The sequence below is a fragment of the Roseateles sp. P5_B10 genome (assembly GCF_056400485.1).
Window position 1 is genome coordinate 1 of sequence record NZ_JBFULE010000056.1, and the last position, 16,510, is coordinate 16,510.

Below are 16,510 nucleotides of genomic sequence, written 5' to 3' on the forward strand. Positions count from 1 at the left end.
GCCCCAGCCCCAGCCCCAGCTCCCGCACCGGCGCCGGCCACTGCCTGGACGAGCGTGAAGTTCGGCGGCGGTGGGTACGTCACCGGCCTGGTCTTCCACCCGACCACCGCCAACCTGCTGTACGCCCGCACCGACATCGGCGGCGCCTACCGTTGGAACCCGGCCGCGTCATCCTGGACACCGATCACCGACGGGCTGGGTTTCGGCGCAGCCGAGAGCCGCTACCACGGCATCGAGAGCATCGCCGTCGACCCGAACGACGACCAGCTCGTCTACATGGCCACCGGCATGTACACGTTCGAAGGCAATGGGCGGCTCTACATCTCCAGCGACCGAGGCGACCACTGGACTCACGTCGACCTGCCGTTCGCCCTGGGCGGCAACAACCCCGGCCGCGCCCTTGGCGAGCGCCTGGTGGTCGACCCCAACAAGCCCTCGACGCTGTTCTTCGGCTCTCGCCAGGCCGGCTTGTGGAAGAGCACCAACTCGGGCCGCAACTGGGCCCAGGTGGCGTCGCTGTCGTCCGTCACGATGACGGCGGACCAGGTCAAGGCCGCGAGCGGCAGCGGGATGGGCATCGGGGTCGTGGTCTACGACACCGGCACCAAGGGCAGCGGCACGGCCACGCAGACCGTCTATGCCGCCATCGCGCCCGACTACGTCAACGCGGCCGGCCTGACCTCCAGCCTGTACGGGTCCACCGACGGCGGCGCCTCGTGGAAGCCGGTGGCCACCCCGGTCTCGGGCATGCAGATTCCCCACATGGTGCGTGCCGCCGACGGCATGTTCTACGTCGTCTTCACCAAGGACGCCGGGCCGGGCGCGGGCGGCCCCGGTCGCCTCTACAAGTTCGATGGCACGACCTGGACCCTGCTGAAGAGCGTCGACCCGGCCGGCGGCACGAACTTTGGCCTCGGCGGCGTGTCCGTGCACGGCAGCGGCGCGAACACCCGCATCGCGCTGGGCGTGACCAACTCCTGGGGCAACTGGAACGGCCAACAGATCGTTCAACTGTCCGACGACGCGGGCAAGACCTGGCGCGAGATCGAGGCGCAGACACCTGGCGAGGTTGCGTCCGGCTGGGTCGACGACGTCGAGATCGACCCAGCCGACCGCGATCACATCCTGCACGTCCACGGCGGCGGCGTCATCGAAACGAAGAACGCTTCCTCGGCCACACCGACCTGGAAGGGCGCGGTCGAGGGCATCGAGGAGACTGCGGTCCTCGGCATCGTCACACCCCCGGCCGGCGCGTCCTACGTGCTGGTCAACAGCTCGGGCGACGTCGGCGCCTGGGTCCACACGGACCTCTCCAAGGCGCCGACGCTGAATCCCGGCACCGGCTGGAGCAACGGCAACGCCGCCGACGTGGCATGGTCCGATCCGAACTACATCGCCGGCGTCGGCGTCGTCAACTCGACCGGCGCCGGCACCGGCTACTGGTCGGGCGATGGCGGCAAGACCTGGGCGAAGTTCGCCACCATCCCCGCCGGCGCGGCGACCAACACGAGCGGCGAATCGAGCATCGCCGTCACCGCGCGTAGCCAGGCGGTCTGGGCGCCTTCGAACTCGGTGCCGTACTACACCGCCGACAACGGCGCGAGCTGGACGGCGACCAACCTGCCGGCGCTGCCCAGCGTCGCGCCGGGCTGGAACCGCGGCTATCGACTGGCGGCGGACCGCAAGAACCCGAACAAGGTCTATGCCTACGATTCGGGCGGCGCATCATGGGGTACGGCGGGCAAGATCTACGTCTCGACCGATGGCGGCCACAGCTTCACGTTGAGCCCCGGCTCGGCGGCGGCCACCCTGGCCCCCAACTCGTTCTGGAGCACGTCGATCGCGGTCAACCCCAACGTCGAGGGCGACGTCTGGCTGACTGACGGCAACGCCGTCTACCACTCTGTGGATTCGGGTGTGACCTGGACCAGGCTCAGCGGCTTCGCGTCGAGCAACGGCACGTCGGGCGCCAGTGTCATCGCGCTGGGCAAGGCGAAGGCCGGCGCCGCGTACTCGGCGGCGATCTATGTGGTGGGCACGATCGACGGCATGTGGGGCGTGTACCGCTCCGACGACGGCGGCACCACCTGGTCGCGCTTCAACGACGACGCCCACCAATTCGGCGGCATCGGCGTGATGGCGGCTGATCAAGGCACCTACGGCCGGATCTACGTCAGCGGCACCGGCCGCGGGCTGCTCTACAGCAACTGATTACTCAAGAACAGATTCCACCCATGACGAACTCTCTGCTTCCCCTGCCGCGCTGCGTCCTGCTTCCGCTCTCGGCGGCGCTGTTGACCCTGGGCCTGTGCGCCGTGGTCCATGCCGCACCGCCCGCGGCGCGCGAGGTCACGCTCGACCGCGCCGCGGCGAACAAGCCCGTGGACCGTTTCTTCGACCTCGCCGTCGGCGCCGACTTTCCCGGCACCACCGGCCGGCCGGAGAACCTGGCGCAGCTCAAGACCGCGGTCGACGAGCTGGGCTTTCGCTACCTGCGCTTTCACGACATCTTTCACGACACCTACGGTACGGTGAAGAAAGACGGCGACAAGCTCGTCTTCGACTGGACCGCCATCGACAAGCTCTACGACGCCATGCTGGCGCGTGGCATCAAGCCCTTCATCGAGCTCGGCTTCACGCCGGGCGTCATGAAGACCTCGCCGCTGACCATCTTCCACTGGAAGGGCAACACCTCGCACCCACAGCCCGGCCCGTGGATGGAGATGATCGACGCCTTCGTCCGCCACCTGATCCAGCGCTACGGCATTGAGGAAGTGCGCCAGTGGCCCTTCGAAGTCTGGAACGAGCCCAACCTCGACGGCTTCTGGGAGCGGGCCGACCAGAAGGCCTACTTCGAGCTGTATGCCAACACCGCGCGCACGATCAAGAAGATCGACCCCACGCTGAAGGTCGGCGGGCCGTCCACCGCCGGGGCGGCCTGGGTGCCCGAGTTCCTGGCCTATGCGAAGGCCAACGACGTGGCGGTGGACTTCGTCACCACCCACAGCTACGGCGTAACCGAGGGCTTCCTTGACGAGTTCGGCAAGTCCGACCGCATCCTGGCGACCGACCCCAACTCCATCGTCGGCGACGTGCGCCGCAACCGGCAGGAGATCGAGGCGTCACCCTTCCCCGGCATCCCGCTGTACATCACCGAGTGGAGCACCAGCTACAACCCGCGCGACAAGGTGCATGACAGCTATGTCAGCGCGCCCTGGATCCTGACCAAGCTGCGCGCCACGCGCGGCTATGCGCAGGCCATGAGCTACTGGGTCTACAGCGACCTCTTCGAGGAACCAGGCCCGCCGGACGCCCCCTTCCACGGCGGCTTCGGGCTGATGACGCGCGACGGCGTGCGCAAGCCGACCTGGTTCGCCTACAAATACCTCAACGCGCTGCGCGGCAACGAAATTCCGACCACCGACGACAAGGTGCTGGCCGCCGCCGATGGCGACAAGACCGCCGTCCTCGCCTGGGACTGGCAGCACCCGGACCAGGGGCAGAACAGCAACGGCACCTTCTTTGGCAAGCCCGTGCCCAACGTCCCGGCGCAGCCGGTCAAGCTGTCGCTGCGCAACCTCAAGCCGGGCAGCTACCAGCTGGCCCTGCACCGCACCGGCCACAAGACCAATGACGCCTACACCGCCTACCTGGAGATGGGTGCGCCCAAGGACCTGAGCGCCGAACAGCTGGCCAAGCTGCAGTCGCTGACGCAAGACAAGCCCGAGGTCAAGCGCACGGTCAAGGTCGGCAAGGACGGCCTGTTCAAGTTCACGGTGCCCATGCGCAGCAACGACATCACGCTGCTGACGCTGCAGCCGGTGAAGCGATGACCGACCGATGCAGTACCGTCTGATCGGGGCCACCGCGCTTGCCTGCCTGCTGGCCACCRCCGCGGCGGCCAGCCCTTCGATGCAGCAGGCCAAGGCCCTCGTGGCGCAGATGACGCTGGCCGAGAAGGCCAGCCAACTGCAGCACGAGTCGCCGGCCATCCCGCGCCTGCAGATCCCCGCCTACAACTGGTGGAGCGAGGGTCTGCACGGCGTGGCGCGGGCCGACATCGCCACCGTGTTTCCGCAGGCCATTGGTCTGGCGGCGACGTGGGACACGCCGCTGGTGCAGCGCGTGGCCGACGTCGTCAGCACCGAGTTCCGTGCCAAGTACCTGAACACCGTCAAGCCCGACGGATCGTCGGACATCTACCGCGGCCTGACCGTGTGGTCGCCCAACGTCAACATCTTCCGTGACCCGCGCTGGGGCCGCGGCCAGGAGACCTTTGGCGAAGACCCGCTGCTGACCTCGCTCATGGGCGTGTCCTTCATCCGCGGCCTGCAGGGACCGGATTCGAAGCAGCTGAAGGTGTCAGCCGCAGTCAAGCACCTCGCCGTGCACAGCGGCCCCGAGGCCGACCGCCACAAGGAGGACGTGCACGTGTCGCCGCGCGACCTCGTGGACACCTACCTGCCGGCCTTCCACGCGGCCGTCACCGACGGCCGGGCCGAGTCGGTCATGTGCGCCTACAACGCGGTGGACGGCGTGCCCGCCTGCGCCAACCAGCCGCTGCTGCAGCACTACCTGCGCGACCAGTGGAAGTTCCAGGGGCATGTGGTGTCCGACTGCGGCGCCGTGGCGGACATCCACATGGACTGGGCACACAAGCATGTGAAGACGCCCGAGGAGGCCGTGGCCCTGGCCGTGCGCGCCGGCACCGACCTGATCTGCGATTTCGGCAGCAACCCGACCGCCCAGCCCGCCACCACCGTGGCCGCCGTGCAGAAGGGCCTGCTCAGCGAAGCCGAACTGGACCGCGCTCTGCACCGGCTGTTCGACGTGCGCCTGCGCCTGGGCTTGATCCCTCCCCAAAGGACCTTCACCGAAATCAAGGCAACCGACTTCGACACGCCCGCCCACCGCGCATTGAACCTGGAGGCCGCGCGCCGCTCGCTGGTGCTGCTGAAGAACGACGGCCTGCTGCCGCTGAAGCAGGCGCCCAGGCGCATCGCCGTCATCGGCCCGAATGCCGACAGCGTGGATGCGCTGGTGGGCAACTACAACGGCACGCCGTCCAAGCCCATCACGCTGCTGGCCGGCCTGAAGGCGCGCTACCCGCAAGCGCAAATCGACTTCGTCGAAGGCACGGGCTGGGTCGCACCGCCGCTGGAAGACCTGCCCGCGCCCAGCCTCTGCGCCGACGCCGCCTGCACCCGCACCGGCCTGAAGTTCGAGCGCTTCGGCAACCTCAAGCTCGAAGGCGAGGCCACGTCGTCGGAGACGGCAGCGCAGGCCCAGTTCAAGTGGGGCTGGCCGGAGCGCTACGACCGCAAGGAGTCGGCCCGCTGGAGCGGCTTCGTGCGCGCCGGCGAGAGCGGCGAGCATGTCCTGCGCCTCAAGAGCAACCATGGCTATCGCATCTGGATCGACGGCGAGCTGGTGGTGGACCTGTGGGACATCGCCTGGCCGACGAGCAAACGCGGCGTGACGCTGAAGGCCGGCCAGACCTATGCATTGCGCGTCGAGGCGCAGCAGATCGGCTGGGAGGGCGAGCAGCGCCTGCAATGGAGCCGCCCCGGCGCAAATGACGAGGCCGCGCTGGCTGCCGCGCGCGCGGCCGACCTGGTCGTCTTCGCCAGCGGCCTGACCTGGGAACTGGAAGGCGAGGAGATGACGGTGCTGGCCCCGGGCTTTGCCGGCGGCGACCGCACCCGCATAGCCCTGCCCGCGCCGCAGCTCGCGCTGCTGGAGCGCCTGGCCACGCTGGGCCGCCCGTTGGTGGTGGTGAACTTCAGCGGCAGTCCGATGGCCTTTGGCGACGTGCTGCAGAAGCTGCCCGCCCTCGTGCAGGCCTGGTACCCCGGCGGCGAAGGCGGCCAGGCCGTGGCCGAGCTGCTGGCCGGCGACTTCAGCCCCTCGGGCCGGCTGCCGCTCACCTTCTACCGCTCGGCCGAGCAGCTGCCGCCCTTCAAGGACTACGGCATGCAAGGCCGCACCTACCGCTGGTTCAAGGGCGAGGCCGAGTTCCCGTTCGGCCACGGCCTCGGCTATGCGCGCTTTGCCTATGCCCAGCCGCGGCTGGCCCGCAGCCGCGTCACCGCGGGGCAAGGCGCGACGCTGTCCGTATTGCTGAAGAACGAGAGCGCCCGCGAGGCGGCCGAGATCGTGCAGGTGTATGCCACCCGGCCCGGTGAGGCAGCGCCGCAGCGAACGCTGGTGGCCTTCAAGCGCGTCGTGCTGCGTGGYGGCGATTCGCGCCGCATCCGCTTCGATCTAGAGGCCCACGCACTGAGCGTGGTGCAGGCCGACGGCCGCCGCGTCGTGCCGGCCGGCCCTGCCGAACTGTGGATCGGCGGCGGCCAGCCGCTGAAGACCGTGACCGGCGTGCGCGCCGCCGGCCAGATGAGCAAGCTGCAAGTGACCGGCCGCAAGGAATTGCCGGCGTTCGGTCCGATCATGAAGACTATGGAGACTCGTGAATGAAACGTCGTGACCTCGTCGGCCTGATGGCCTGCGTTCCTGCCGGCGCCGCGCTGGCGGCCCCCAAGGCCAGCACACAGGCCTCGGCGCTGGACGCCGCCGGCCAACTGCGCGCCCTGCCGCTGGCCGGCCCGGCCGGTGGCTTTGCCTGGCAACGCGTGGCCGAAGGCCTGCAGTTCCGCGTGGGCGGGCTGACCAAGAGCGTGCTGTTCTACGGCCCGGGCCTGGTGCGCGTGGCCGCCCACCTGGGCCAGGCGCACACGGTGCAGCCCAGCCTCGTCGTCGTGGTCCGTCCGCAGTCCGTGCCCTTCGACGTGCAGGAGGCCGCCGACCAGCTCACGCTAGCCGGCGCCGGCCTGCGCGTGACGGTGAACAAGCGCAGCGGCGCGCTGGCCTTCTTCGCCGCCGACGGCCGGCTGCTGACACGTGAGCGCGCCACGTCGCCCACCGAGCTCAAGCAAGTCGAGATCGCCGGCAACCCCAGCTACACGCTGACGCAGACCTTCACGCTGACGCCCGACGAGTCCCTCTACGGCCTGGGCCAGTACGACGAGCCCTACATGGACTACCGCGGCCGCGACGTGCTGATGGTGCAGACCAACATCGGCATCGTCGTGCCCTTCCTCGTGTCCACGCGGCGCTGGGGCCTGCTGCTGGACGTCTATTCCAAGATGACGTTCCGCGACCGGCCCGAGGGCATGAGCTTCACGGCCGAGAGCGCGCCCGCAGGTGCCGACTACTACCTGACCGCTGGCCCCGACATGGACGCCGTCATCCGCGGCTACCGCCACCTGACCGGTGCCGCGCCGATGTTCCCCAAGGCCGCCCTGGGGCTGTTCATGAGCAAGGAGCGCTACCAGACCCAGCAGCAGCTGCTCGACGTGGTGCGGCGCTTCCGTGCCGACCATTTCCCCATCGACTACATCGTGCAGGACTGGCAGTACTGGGGCGGCGTGAAGGACGGCGTGTGGGACGGCAAGTGGAGCGGCATGGTCTGGGACGCCGAGCGCTTTCCCAACCCCGCCGCGCTGACGCTCGAACTGCACGACAAGCTGCACGTCAAGCTGATGGCCTCGATCTGGCCCAGCATCGGAAACGACACGGCACTGGCCCGCGAGCTGGACGCCAAGAAGCTGCGCTTCGAGCCCCTGCACTGGGTCTCCAAGAAGGCCCGCATCTACGACGCCTACAGCGCCGAAGCCCGCCGCATCTACTACAAGCACGCCAAGAAGGGCCTGCTGGACGTGGGCGTGGACGCGCTGTGGATGGACGGCACCGAGGTCGAGGTGGGCGGCGCGGTGCACAACCCGAGCGAAGTCGAGGCCGACATCAAGGGCCTGGGGCGCAACGCCATGGGCGACTTCACCCGCTACCTCAACCCCTACAGCCTGGTCACCACCCAGGGCGTGTACGAGGGCCAGCGCGCCGCAGGCCCCACTGGCAAGCGCGTGCTCACGCTGACCCGCTCGGCCTGGGCCGGCCAGCAGCGCTATGCGGCGCTGCCCTGGTCGGGCGACACAACGGCCTCGTGGGCCGCGCTGCGCCAGCAGATCGCCGGCGGCCTCAACGTGGCCATGGCCGGCCTGCCCTACTGGAGCCAGGACACCGGCGGCTTCTTCGTCACCTACCCGGAAGGCGAGCGCAACCCGACCTGGCGCGAGCTCTACGCGCGCTGGAATCAGTTCGCCATCTTCAACCCCATCTACCGCATCCACGGCGCCGACGTGGCCCGCGAGCCCTACCTGTACAAGGCCATGGACCCGCCCGTCTACGCCTCGCTGCGGCGCGCCGTCGAGCTGCGCATGCAGCTGCTGCCCTACCTGTACAGCCTGGCCTGGCGCAGCACGCACGACGGCTACACGATGATGCGTGGCCTGGCGATGGACTTCCCCGACCAGCGGGCGCTGCGCAAGGTGGACGACACCTACATGTTCGGCCCGGCCTTCCTGGTGCAGCCCATCACGCGGGCCATGTTCCGCCCGGTGCAGCCGCCGGCCGCCACGGTGCCGCTGACCCAGGTTCGCACGCCCGACGGCCAGCGCGGCCTCGCGCTCGAGTACTTCGAGGGCGTCAACTTTGACAAGCCCGCCAGCCGCACCATCGACACGGTGATCGCCCACCACTGGCCCGGCCCGCCGCTGGCCAATGTGCCGGAGGGCCTGTCCAGCCTGAATAACTTCTCGGCGCGCTGGACGGGCGAGCTCATCGCCGCCGAGGACGGCGAGCACGAGATCGGTGTCGAGGGTGACGACGGCTTCCGCCTTTGGCTGGACGGCCAGCTCGTCGTTGACGACTGGGCCGTGGGCGGCGCGCGCTTCAAGGGCCACCGCGTCACGCTGCACCAGGGCCAGGTGCTCAAGCTGCGCATCGACTACTACCAGGCCACCGGTGGCCGCGTCATGCGCCTGGCCTGGCATACGCCCAGCCAGATGCGCGTCCACGCCGAGCAGGCCAAGCACATGGACCAGCGCCAGGCCACGCTGCTGCCCGCCGGAAGTGACTGGTACGACTTCTGGACCGGCCAGCGCCACGCCGGTGGCGGCAGCGCCGAACGCAACTACGCGCTGGACGAGTTCCCGCTGTTCGTGCGCGTTGGCGCTATCGTGCCGCTGGGCCCGGTCGTCGAGCACGTAGGCCAGCATCCAGAGGCACCGTGGGAGATCCGCATCTACCCCGGCGCCGACGGCAGCTTCACCCTCTACGAGGACGATGGCGAGACCTACCGCTACGAGCGCGGCGAGCGCGCCACCACCGAGCTGCGCTGGAACGACGCCCACCGCACGCTGCACATCGGCGCGCGCCAGGGCCGCTTCCCCGGCCTGGTGGCACGGCGCCAGCTGCGCGTGCGCCTGATGGCCGCGCCGGGCCAGCCCGAGCAGACCCGCAGCGCCAATTACCAAGGCCGTGCCCTCACCTTGAATTTCGCCTGATTGAAAGCCTACCGATGAAGAAGACCACCCTATCTCTGTCCCTGCTGCTGTCGCTGCTGGCCGCCACAGCCCATGCCGAAGTGCGCCTGTCCGGAGTGTTTGGCGACCACATGGTGCTGCAGCGTGACCGGCCCCTGCGCGTGTGGGGCCAGGCCACGCCCGGCAAGACACTGACCGTCGAATTCGCGGGCCGCCAGGCAACCACCCGCGTCGGCGCCGATGGCCGTTGGCGCGTGCAGATGCCGCCTCTGCCGGCCGGCGGCCCACACCGCCTGTTCGTCAAGGGCGATGGGACCGCAGCGCTGAACGACGTGCTGGTCGGCGATGTCTGGCTGCTCGGCGGCCAGTCCAACATGGAATGGCCACTGGCACTCACCGACACCGGTGCGCAGGAAGTGGCCTCGCCGCAGAACGCCCAGCTGCGCCAGCTGCGCGTGCCGCTGCGTGCCAGCGTGCGGCCCGAGGCCGAGATCGCCCCGGCATCCTGGGTCGTGGCCGAGTCAGGCCGGGTGGGGGATTTCAGTGCGGTCGGCTATCACTTCGCGCGCCAGATGCAAGCCGTGCAGGGCGTGCCTATCGGCCTGATTCATTCCGCCTGGGGCGGTTCCATGCTGGAAACCTGGATGAGCCGCGAGGCCGCCCTGCGCGACCCCGACCTCGCACCCGCCGTGCGGGCTCTGCCGGCCGACAACGCCAATTTCAGTGCCGCGCTGGGCCAGCGCGTGCTTCCCCGCATTGCCACGTGGCAGAAGGGGCTGCCGCTGGCGAGCGCGGGCACTCCGGGCGGGCCCGCCGCGAGCGACAAAGGCAGCGACCAGCCGACGCTGCGGCCCCCAGGTTTGTGGGAAGCCGAGCCGCGAGGCGCGGCCTGGCAGAAGGGACTGCCGCTGGAGGGCGTGGACGCCTCGGGCTGGTCCGCCGCCGGCGATATCGACACCAGCTGGCCCACGCTGCAGGCGCCCGGCAACTGGGAAAACCAGGGCCTGGAAGACGTGGACGGCATCGTCTGGATGCGCAAGCGCATCGAGCTCAAGCCCGCCCAGGCCGCCGGTGCTGCTGAGCTGCACCTAGCCAAGGTCGACGACTGCGACGAAGTGTGGGTCAATGGTCAGAAGATCGGTGGGCAGTGCGGCTGGGAGCAGCCTCGCCGCTACGCCGTGCCCGCGGGCCTGCTGCGCGCCGGCAGCAACTGGATCGCCGTGCGCGTAACCGACACTGGTGGCAACGGCGGCATCAATGGCGATGCTCCGGACCTGCGCCTGGACACGGCGGCCGGCCCGGTGTCGCTCGTGGGTACCTGGCGTGCACGCGTCGAAAAACTCGTGGCCGCACCTGGCCCGGTGGCCAACAACGCCCCGACCCTCGGCCATAACGGCCTCATCGCCCCGCTGCAAGGCCTGTCGGTGCGCGGCGTGCTCTGGTATCAGGGCGAGGAAAACGCCGGGCGCGCGGCGGCCTATGCCGACGGCTTCAAGCGCCTGATCCAGGACTGGCGCGGCCAGTTCGCCGACCCCAAGCTGCCCTTCTTCTTCGTGCAGCTGGCGTCCTGGCTGCCCATGGCCGACAACCGGCCCGACGGCAATGGCTGGGCTGAACTCCGCGCCAGCCAGGCCGCGGCGCTGGCCCTGCCCCACACCGGCATGGCCACGGCCATCGACATCGGCAACACGGTCGACATCCACCCGCGTAACAAACGCACCGTGGGCCAGCGGCTGGCGGCTCTGGCGATGCACGAGCTGGGCCTGCGCTCCGCGCCGGCCACCGGCCCGCGGCTGACCGGCCAGACGGCCAGGGGCAGCGAGTTCGAGCTGAGCTTTGACACGACCGCGGGCGGCCTGCGCACCGCCCGCAGCGGCGAAACCGTGCGCGGCTTCTACGTTGCCGGCGCGGACCGCCGCTGGCAGCCGGCCGAAGCACGGCTCGACGGCGACCGCATCGTGCTGCGCAGCGCCGCCGTGCCGGTACCCGTCGCTGCGCGCTATGCCTGGGTCAACAACGCCAGCGAAGCCAACGTGGTCGGCGGCGACGGCCTGCCCCTGCCGCCGCTGCGCACCGACGGCTGGCCGCTCGAATCGGCCGGCCGCCGCTACGGCCACTGAGCCCACCAGCCTTCCCATCAGACATCCAGAGGACCTCTCCATGCACCCCTTGATCCAACGCGTCGCACATACGCTGGCCTTGTTCTGCCTCGTCGCCGCTGTGCCCGCCCACGCCCACGAAACCTTGAAGCTCGACGCGCCAAAACCCAACCTCGCGCCCACGCCGCCGATGGGCTGGAACTCGTGGAACAAGTTCGCCTGCAACGTGTCGGAGCAATTGATCCGCCAGCAGGCCGACGCGATGGCTGCATCCGGCATGAAGGACGCGGGCTACCAGTACATCGTCATCGACGACTGCTGGCAGAAGAGCCGGGACGCCGACGGCAACATTCAGGCCGACCCCGAGCGCTTCCCTTCAGGCATCAAGGCGCTGGCCGACTATGTGCACAGCAAAGGGCTGAAGTTCGGCCTCTATTCCGATGCCGGCTCGCTGACCTGCGGCGGCCGCCCGGGCAGCGCCGGCCACGAATTCCAGGACGCACGCCAGTACGCCAGGTGGGGTGTCGACTACCTGAAGTACGACTGGTGCCACACCGGCAGCCGCAACGCCGAGGCGGCATACACCATCATGGCCAAGGCGCTGCGCGAGTCTGGCCGTGACATCGTGTTGTCCATCTGCGAATGGGGCACCGACCACCCCGAGCGCTGGGGCCCGACGGTGGGCCACCTGTGGCGCACCACCGGCGACATCTACGACGCCTGGGAAGGCGAGAAGGACTGGTCGCACGGCATGACCACCATCCTCGACATGCAGGTCGAGCGCTCGGCGCACGCCGGTCCCAACGGCTGGAACGACCCCGACATGCTCGAAGTGGGCAACGGTGGCATGACGACCACCGAGTACGAATCTCACTTCTCGCTATGGGCCATGCTGGCCGCGCCGCTGATCGCCGGCAACGACCTCTCGAAGATGGATGCCGACACCCAGCGCATCCTGACCAACAAGGACGTCATCGCCGTCGACCAGGACCCGCTGGGCAAACAGGGCCGCCGCGTGCTGAAGGAAGGCGAGCTCGAGGTGTGGGTGCGCCCGCTGCAGGGCGGCGAGTTCGCGGCCGTGCTGTTCAACCGCGGCAAGACGCCCGCAGACATGAAGCTGAAGTGGGACCGCCTGGGCCTGCCCGCCGACCAGAAAGCCGACGTGAAAGACCTGTGGAGCAAGAAGGTCACCAAGGGCGTCAGCGGAAGCCACGGCGGCAAGGTTGCGCCGCACGGCGTGCTCATGCTGCGCTTCACGCCGCAGCGTTGATCGTGAAGCCCGGGCCAAGGACGTCGACATGCACCGGCTCTTTCATCTCGCGGCGGCCCTGTGCCTGGGCTTACTCACCAGCATCGCCAGCGCGGTCCCCCGTAGTAGCGAACCCATCAACCGTGACTGGATCTTCACGCTCGGCAACCCGGCCGACGCACAGGCGGCTGACCACGACACCTCGCAATGGCGGCGGGCCGACCTGCCGCATTCGTTCTCGGAGCCCTATTTCCTGGGCACCGGCTTCTACGTGGGCCACGGCTGGTACCGAAAGAGCCTCGAAGTGCCGGCCAGCGCGATGGGCAAGCGCATCACGCTGGAGTTCGATGGTGTCTTCCAGGACGCGGTCATCTGGGTCAACGGCCACAAGGCTGGTCATCACGTCGGCGGCTACACCGGCTTCAGCGTCGACATCACGCCGCATGTGAAGGCCGGCCGCAATCTGCTGGCCGTGCATGTCAACAACGAGTGGAACGCCCGCGTCGCGCCGCGCGCTGGCGAGCACGTGTTCTCGGGCGGCATCTACCGCAACGTGCGCCTGGTCGTCACCGCCCCCGTGCACGTGGCCTGGTACGGCACCTTCGTGACGACACCGCAGGTTTCCGACGCGCAGGCCATCGTGCGCGTGCAGACCGAGGTGCACAACGACCGCCCCGCCCCGGCTAAGGTCACGCTGGTGTCCGAAGTGCTGGACGCCGCCGGCCAGCGCGTAGCGCAGCACCACAGCGAGCAGACTGTGCCCGCCGCGGGCAAGCTGGCTTATGACCAGACCCTGCCCGCCTTCGCACGGCCGAAGCTGTGGTCGCCCGATCACCCCTACCTCTACAAGATGGTGAGCCGCCTTTTCGTGAACGGCCAGGCAGTCGACCGCTTCGAGACGCCTTTCGGCATCCGCACGGTCAAGTTCACCGCCGACAAGGGCTTCTTCATGAACGGCAAGCACTTTTACATGATCGGCGCCAACGTCCACCAGGACCAGGCCGGCTGGGGCGACGGCGTGACCGACGGTGCCACGCGGCGCGACGTGAAGATGGTCAGGGATGCCGGCTTTAACTTCATCCGAGGCTCGCACTATCCGCATTCGCCGGCCTTCTCGAAGGCGACCGACGAACTGGGCATGCTGCTCTGGTCCGAGGCGCCGTTCTGGGGCATCGGCGGCTTCGGCGCCGACGGCAGCTGGCTGTCCAGCGCCTACCCGCCCGACCCGGCGGACCGCCCCGAGTTCGAGGCCAGCGTGCTGCAGCAGGCCGCGGAGATGATTCGCATCCACCGCAACCACCCGTCCATCATCGTCTGGAGCGCGAGCAACGAGCCCTTCTTCACGGCGAGCGACGCGATGGCCCCCATGCGCGACTTCCTCAAGCGGCAGGTGGCCTTCATGCGCAGGCAGGACCCGACCCGCCCCATCGCCATCGGCGGCGCGCAGCGCGGCGACATCGACAAGCTGGGCGACGTGGCCGGCTACAACGGCGACGGCGCCACGCTGTTCATGAACCCCGGCATCGCCTCCGTCGTGTCCGAATACGGCTCGACGATGGTGGACCGTCCTGGTGCTTTCGATCCCGGCTTCGGCCTGATGCCCGAGACGCCCGACCAGAAAGCGAACCCCAGGCCCTTCTCGTGGCGCTACCCCTGGCGATCGGGCGAGGCCCTGTGGTGCGCCTTCGACCATGGCTCCATCGCCTCCGTCGAGTTCGGCTCCATGGGCTTCGTCGACTACTTCCGCCTGCCCAAGCGCCAGTACCACTGGTACCGCACGCACTACCGGGACGTACCGGAACCCGTCTGGCCGGTGGCCGGCAAGCCGGCGCATCTGCAGCTGAAGGCACACCAGACCGTCATCAAGGGTACCCAGGGTCTGGACGACGCGCACGTGGTCGTCAGCGTGCACGACGAGACCGGCGGGGCTTTGAGCAATTCGCCGGACGTGACGCTGACCATCGTTAGCGGCCCCGGCAAGTTCCCCACGGGCCGCAGCATCGCCTTCAGCAACAAGTCGCTGGTGGCCATTCGCGACGGCCAAGCGGCGATCACCTTCCGCTCCTACTTCGCCGGGGAGACCGTCATCGAGGCCACGTCGCCCGGGCTAAAGCCCGCGCGCCTGACGATCAAGACGACCGGGCCAGACCGCTTCGTGACGGGCGTCTCGCCGCTGGCAACCGACCAGCCGGTCATCGTCTACGCGCCGATCTCCCGCAAGGCGCTGCCCGGCGACCCGATCAACGTGACCACCAGCCGTCCCACTGCCACCAGCGGTTCCGCGGCGGGCCACGAAGCGCCGCTGGCCAACGACGGCGACCCGGGCACTTTCTGGCGAGCCAACACCAGCAATGGCGAGGCCTTTTGGGTGGGCCATCTGGAGAACGTCTATGCGCTGCACTGGCTGTCGGTGCAGATGCCCGACGACAGCAGCCCGCCCTTCGTCGTGGAAATCAGCAACGACCAGAGCCAATGGCGCCAGGTCGCCGACGTCAGGGACAGGCGCAAGAGCCACGAGGTCGCGCTGTTCGACGGCAACCCGACGGCAGCCTTCCTGCGCATCCGCTTCCCCGCCGTCACGCCCGATCACCCGGCGCAACTCAGCGAGGTGCGCGTATTCGCCAAGCCCAAGAACTGAGCGATCTCCGGCGTCCGGGCCTTTGTGCGGGCCGCTTCTCTGAGGGGATCGTTCCCATGGCGAACCTGATGTTCGGACGCGTCGTCCAAGGCCGCGTGTTCTGCGTGAACACGAACGGCGCGCCCGTGGATGTGCCACGGCGTTCTCAGCGGCAAACGCTGGGATGGCAGGGGGCACATCTGCACTTCCGCGTGTCCCTCAATTGCACGGCGCGACGGCGATTGACGAACACGGTTCAAGTATTTTGAGTGGCCAGGCGCTCGACTGCAGGCTTCAGCTCGCGCAACTGCTCGTCGACCTGACGACGCCGTTCTGCCCTAGCTGCAGAAAGCTGCGCCAGGGCGTCCGCCTTCTCCTGCAGCGCTGAGCGGAGTTCGGTCTGCTTGGCCGTCAGGGCCTCTGCAGTGGCAGCCCACTCGCGCTGCAGGTACTGCAGCTGCTGCTCATGCTGGCGGGCCTCTCGGTCGCGCTGCTCTCGAGACGCGTTGCGGAAGTGTTCGAGGGCCTCGCGCGCATCCGAAACCGACGATATTGCTGATTCGGGCCGCAGCGGCCGTCTGCGAACTGTCCAGGTAAATGCAGCTGAAAAGCCCTGCGGGAACTCTAACTTCAAGCAGTACCGGCAGCCCGCACGCCTTCTATGAACAGCGCAGACCGAGATAATGCGTTCCATGAAAAGCGCAATGCCAGTTCCAGAGGCTGTGATTCGACTAGCTAAGCAGCTTGGCCAACGGGTGCGCGTCGCTCGCATTCGTTTGCAAGCTCCGGCAGCAAGACTTGGCTGCTAAGGCTGGGCTCAGCCGTACAGCCATAGAGGCCGTGGAGGCCGGCAAGCCGACGACAGGACTTGGCACGTACCTCCAAGCGCTCTGGGCGATGGGGCTAGATGACGGAATTGCCTTGGTCGCAGACCCCGGTCTCGACCGCGATGGTCTTGCCCTTGAACTCGACGCACAGACCATGCGCGTGCACGTTGGCAAGCCACTCGATAATGACTTCTGACCACCGCCCAGGGCCTTGCCGACATCCTTCAACGCCGACTTGACGCGGTAGCTGATGACGACAGCCGTCAGCGCGGCGCGCTCGCGGCCGTACTTCTTGTAGATGTGCTGTCCGGAAAATGGTGGACGAACAGTAGCTTGCC

8 protein-coding genes and 1 pseudogene are annotated in these 16,510 nt (G+C 68.5%); 7 read left to right on the plus strand and 2 right to left on the minus strand.

The annotated features are described in order from the left end of the window. From AC1DU6_RS06425 to AC1DU6_RS06455, 7 genes are all read left to right on the plus strand, one after another. Positions 1-2,211, plus strand: a 2,211-nt coding sequence (locus AC1DU6_RS06425; protein ID WP_477856360.1) for a WD40/YVTN/BNR-like repeat-containing protein, incomplete at its 5' end; no start/stop codon positions are given. A gap of 23 nt (positions 2,212-2,234) precedes the next feature. Next, positions 2,235-3,833, plus strand: coding sequence for a GH39 family glycosyl hydrolase (locus AC1DU6_RS06430; protein ID WP_477856361.1), 1,599 nt, complete (start codon positions 2,235-2,237; stop codon positions 3,831-3,833). 7 nt (positions 3,834-3,840) lie between these two features. Then, positions 3,841-6,474: a glycoside hydrolase family 3 C-terminal domain-containing protein gene (locus tag AC1DU6_RS06435; protein ID WP_477856362.1), complete on the plus strand. Its 2,634-nt coding sequence runs from the start codon at positions 3,841-3,843 to the stop codon at positions 6,472-6,474. After that, positions 6,471-9,401: a glycoside hydrolase family 31 protein gene (locus AC1DU6_RS06440; protein ID WP_477856363.1), complete on the plus strand. Its 2,931-nt coding sequence runs from the start codon at positions 6,471-6,473 to the stop codon at positions 9,399-9,401. Before AC1DU6_RS06435 ends, AC1DU6_RS06440 begins: the two co-directional genes overlap by 4 nt. Positions 9,402-9,415: 14 nt before the next feature. Continuing rightward, positions 9,416-11,500 (plus strand): sialate O-acetylesterase, encoded by a 2,085-nt coding sequence (locus AC1DU6_RS06445; protein WP_457321772.1) that lies wholly within the window; start codon positions 9,416-9,418, stop codon positions 11,498-11,500. Between the two features lie 40 nt (positions 11,501-11,540). After that, on the plus strand, positions 11,541-12,749 hold the full coding sequence (locus tag AC1DU6_RS06450) for a glycoside hydrolase family 27 protein (RefSeq protein WP_477856364.1): 1,209 nt from the start codon (positions 11,541-11,543) through the stop codon (positions 12,747-12,749). A 28-nt stretch (positions 12,750-12,777) separates the two neighbouring features. After that, positions 12,778-15,366, plus strand: a complete 2,589-nt coding sequence (locus AC1DU6_RS06455; protein WP_457321776.1) for a glycoside hydrolase family 2 protein — start codon at positions 12,778-12,780, stop codon at positions 15,364-15,366. Positions 15,367-15,601: 235 nt separating this feature from the next. Here AC1DU6_RS06455 and AC1DU6_RS06460 read toward each other — a convergent pair whose 3' ends face one another. After that, a complete protein-coding gene (locus AC1DU6_RS06460; protein WP_477856365.1) occupies positions 15,602-15,979 on the minus strand; it encodes a hypothetical protein in 378 nt (125 codons plus the stop codon). A 394-nt stretch (positions 15,980-16,373) separates the two neighbouring features. Beyond that, positions 16,374-16,510: pseudogene (locus tag AC1DU6_RS06465) on the minus strand (hypothetical protein); the annotation flags it as partial.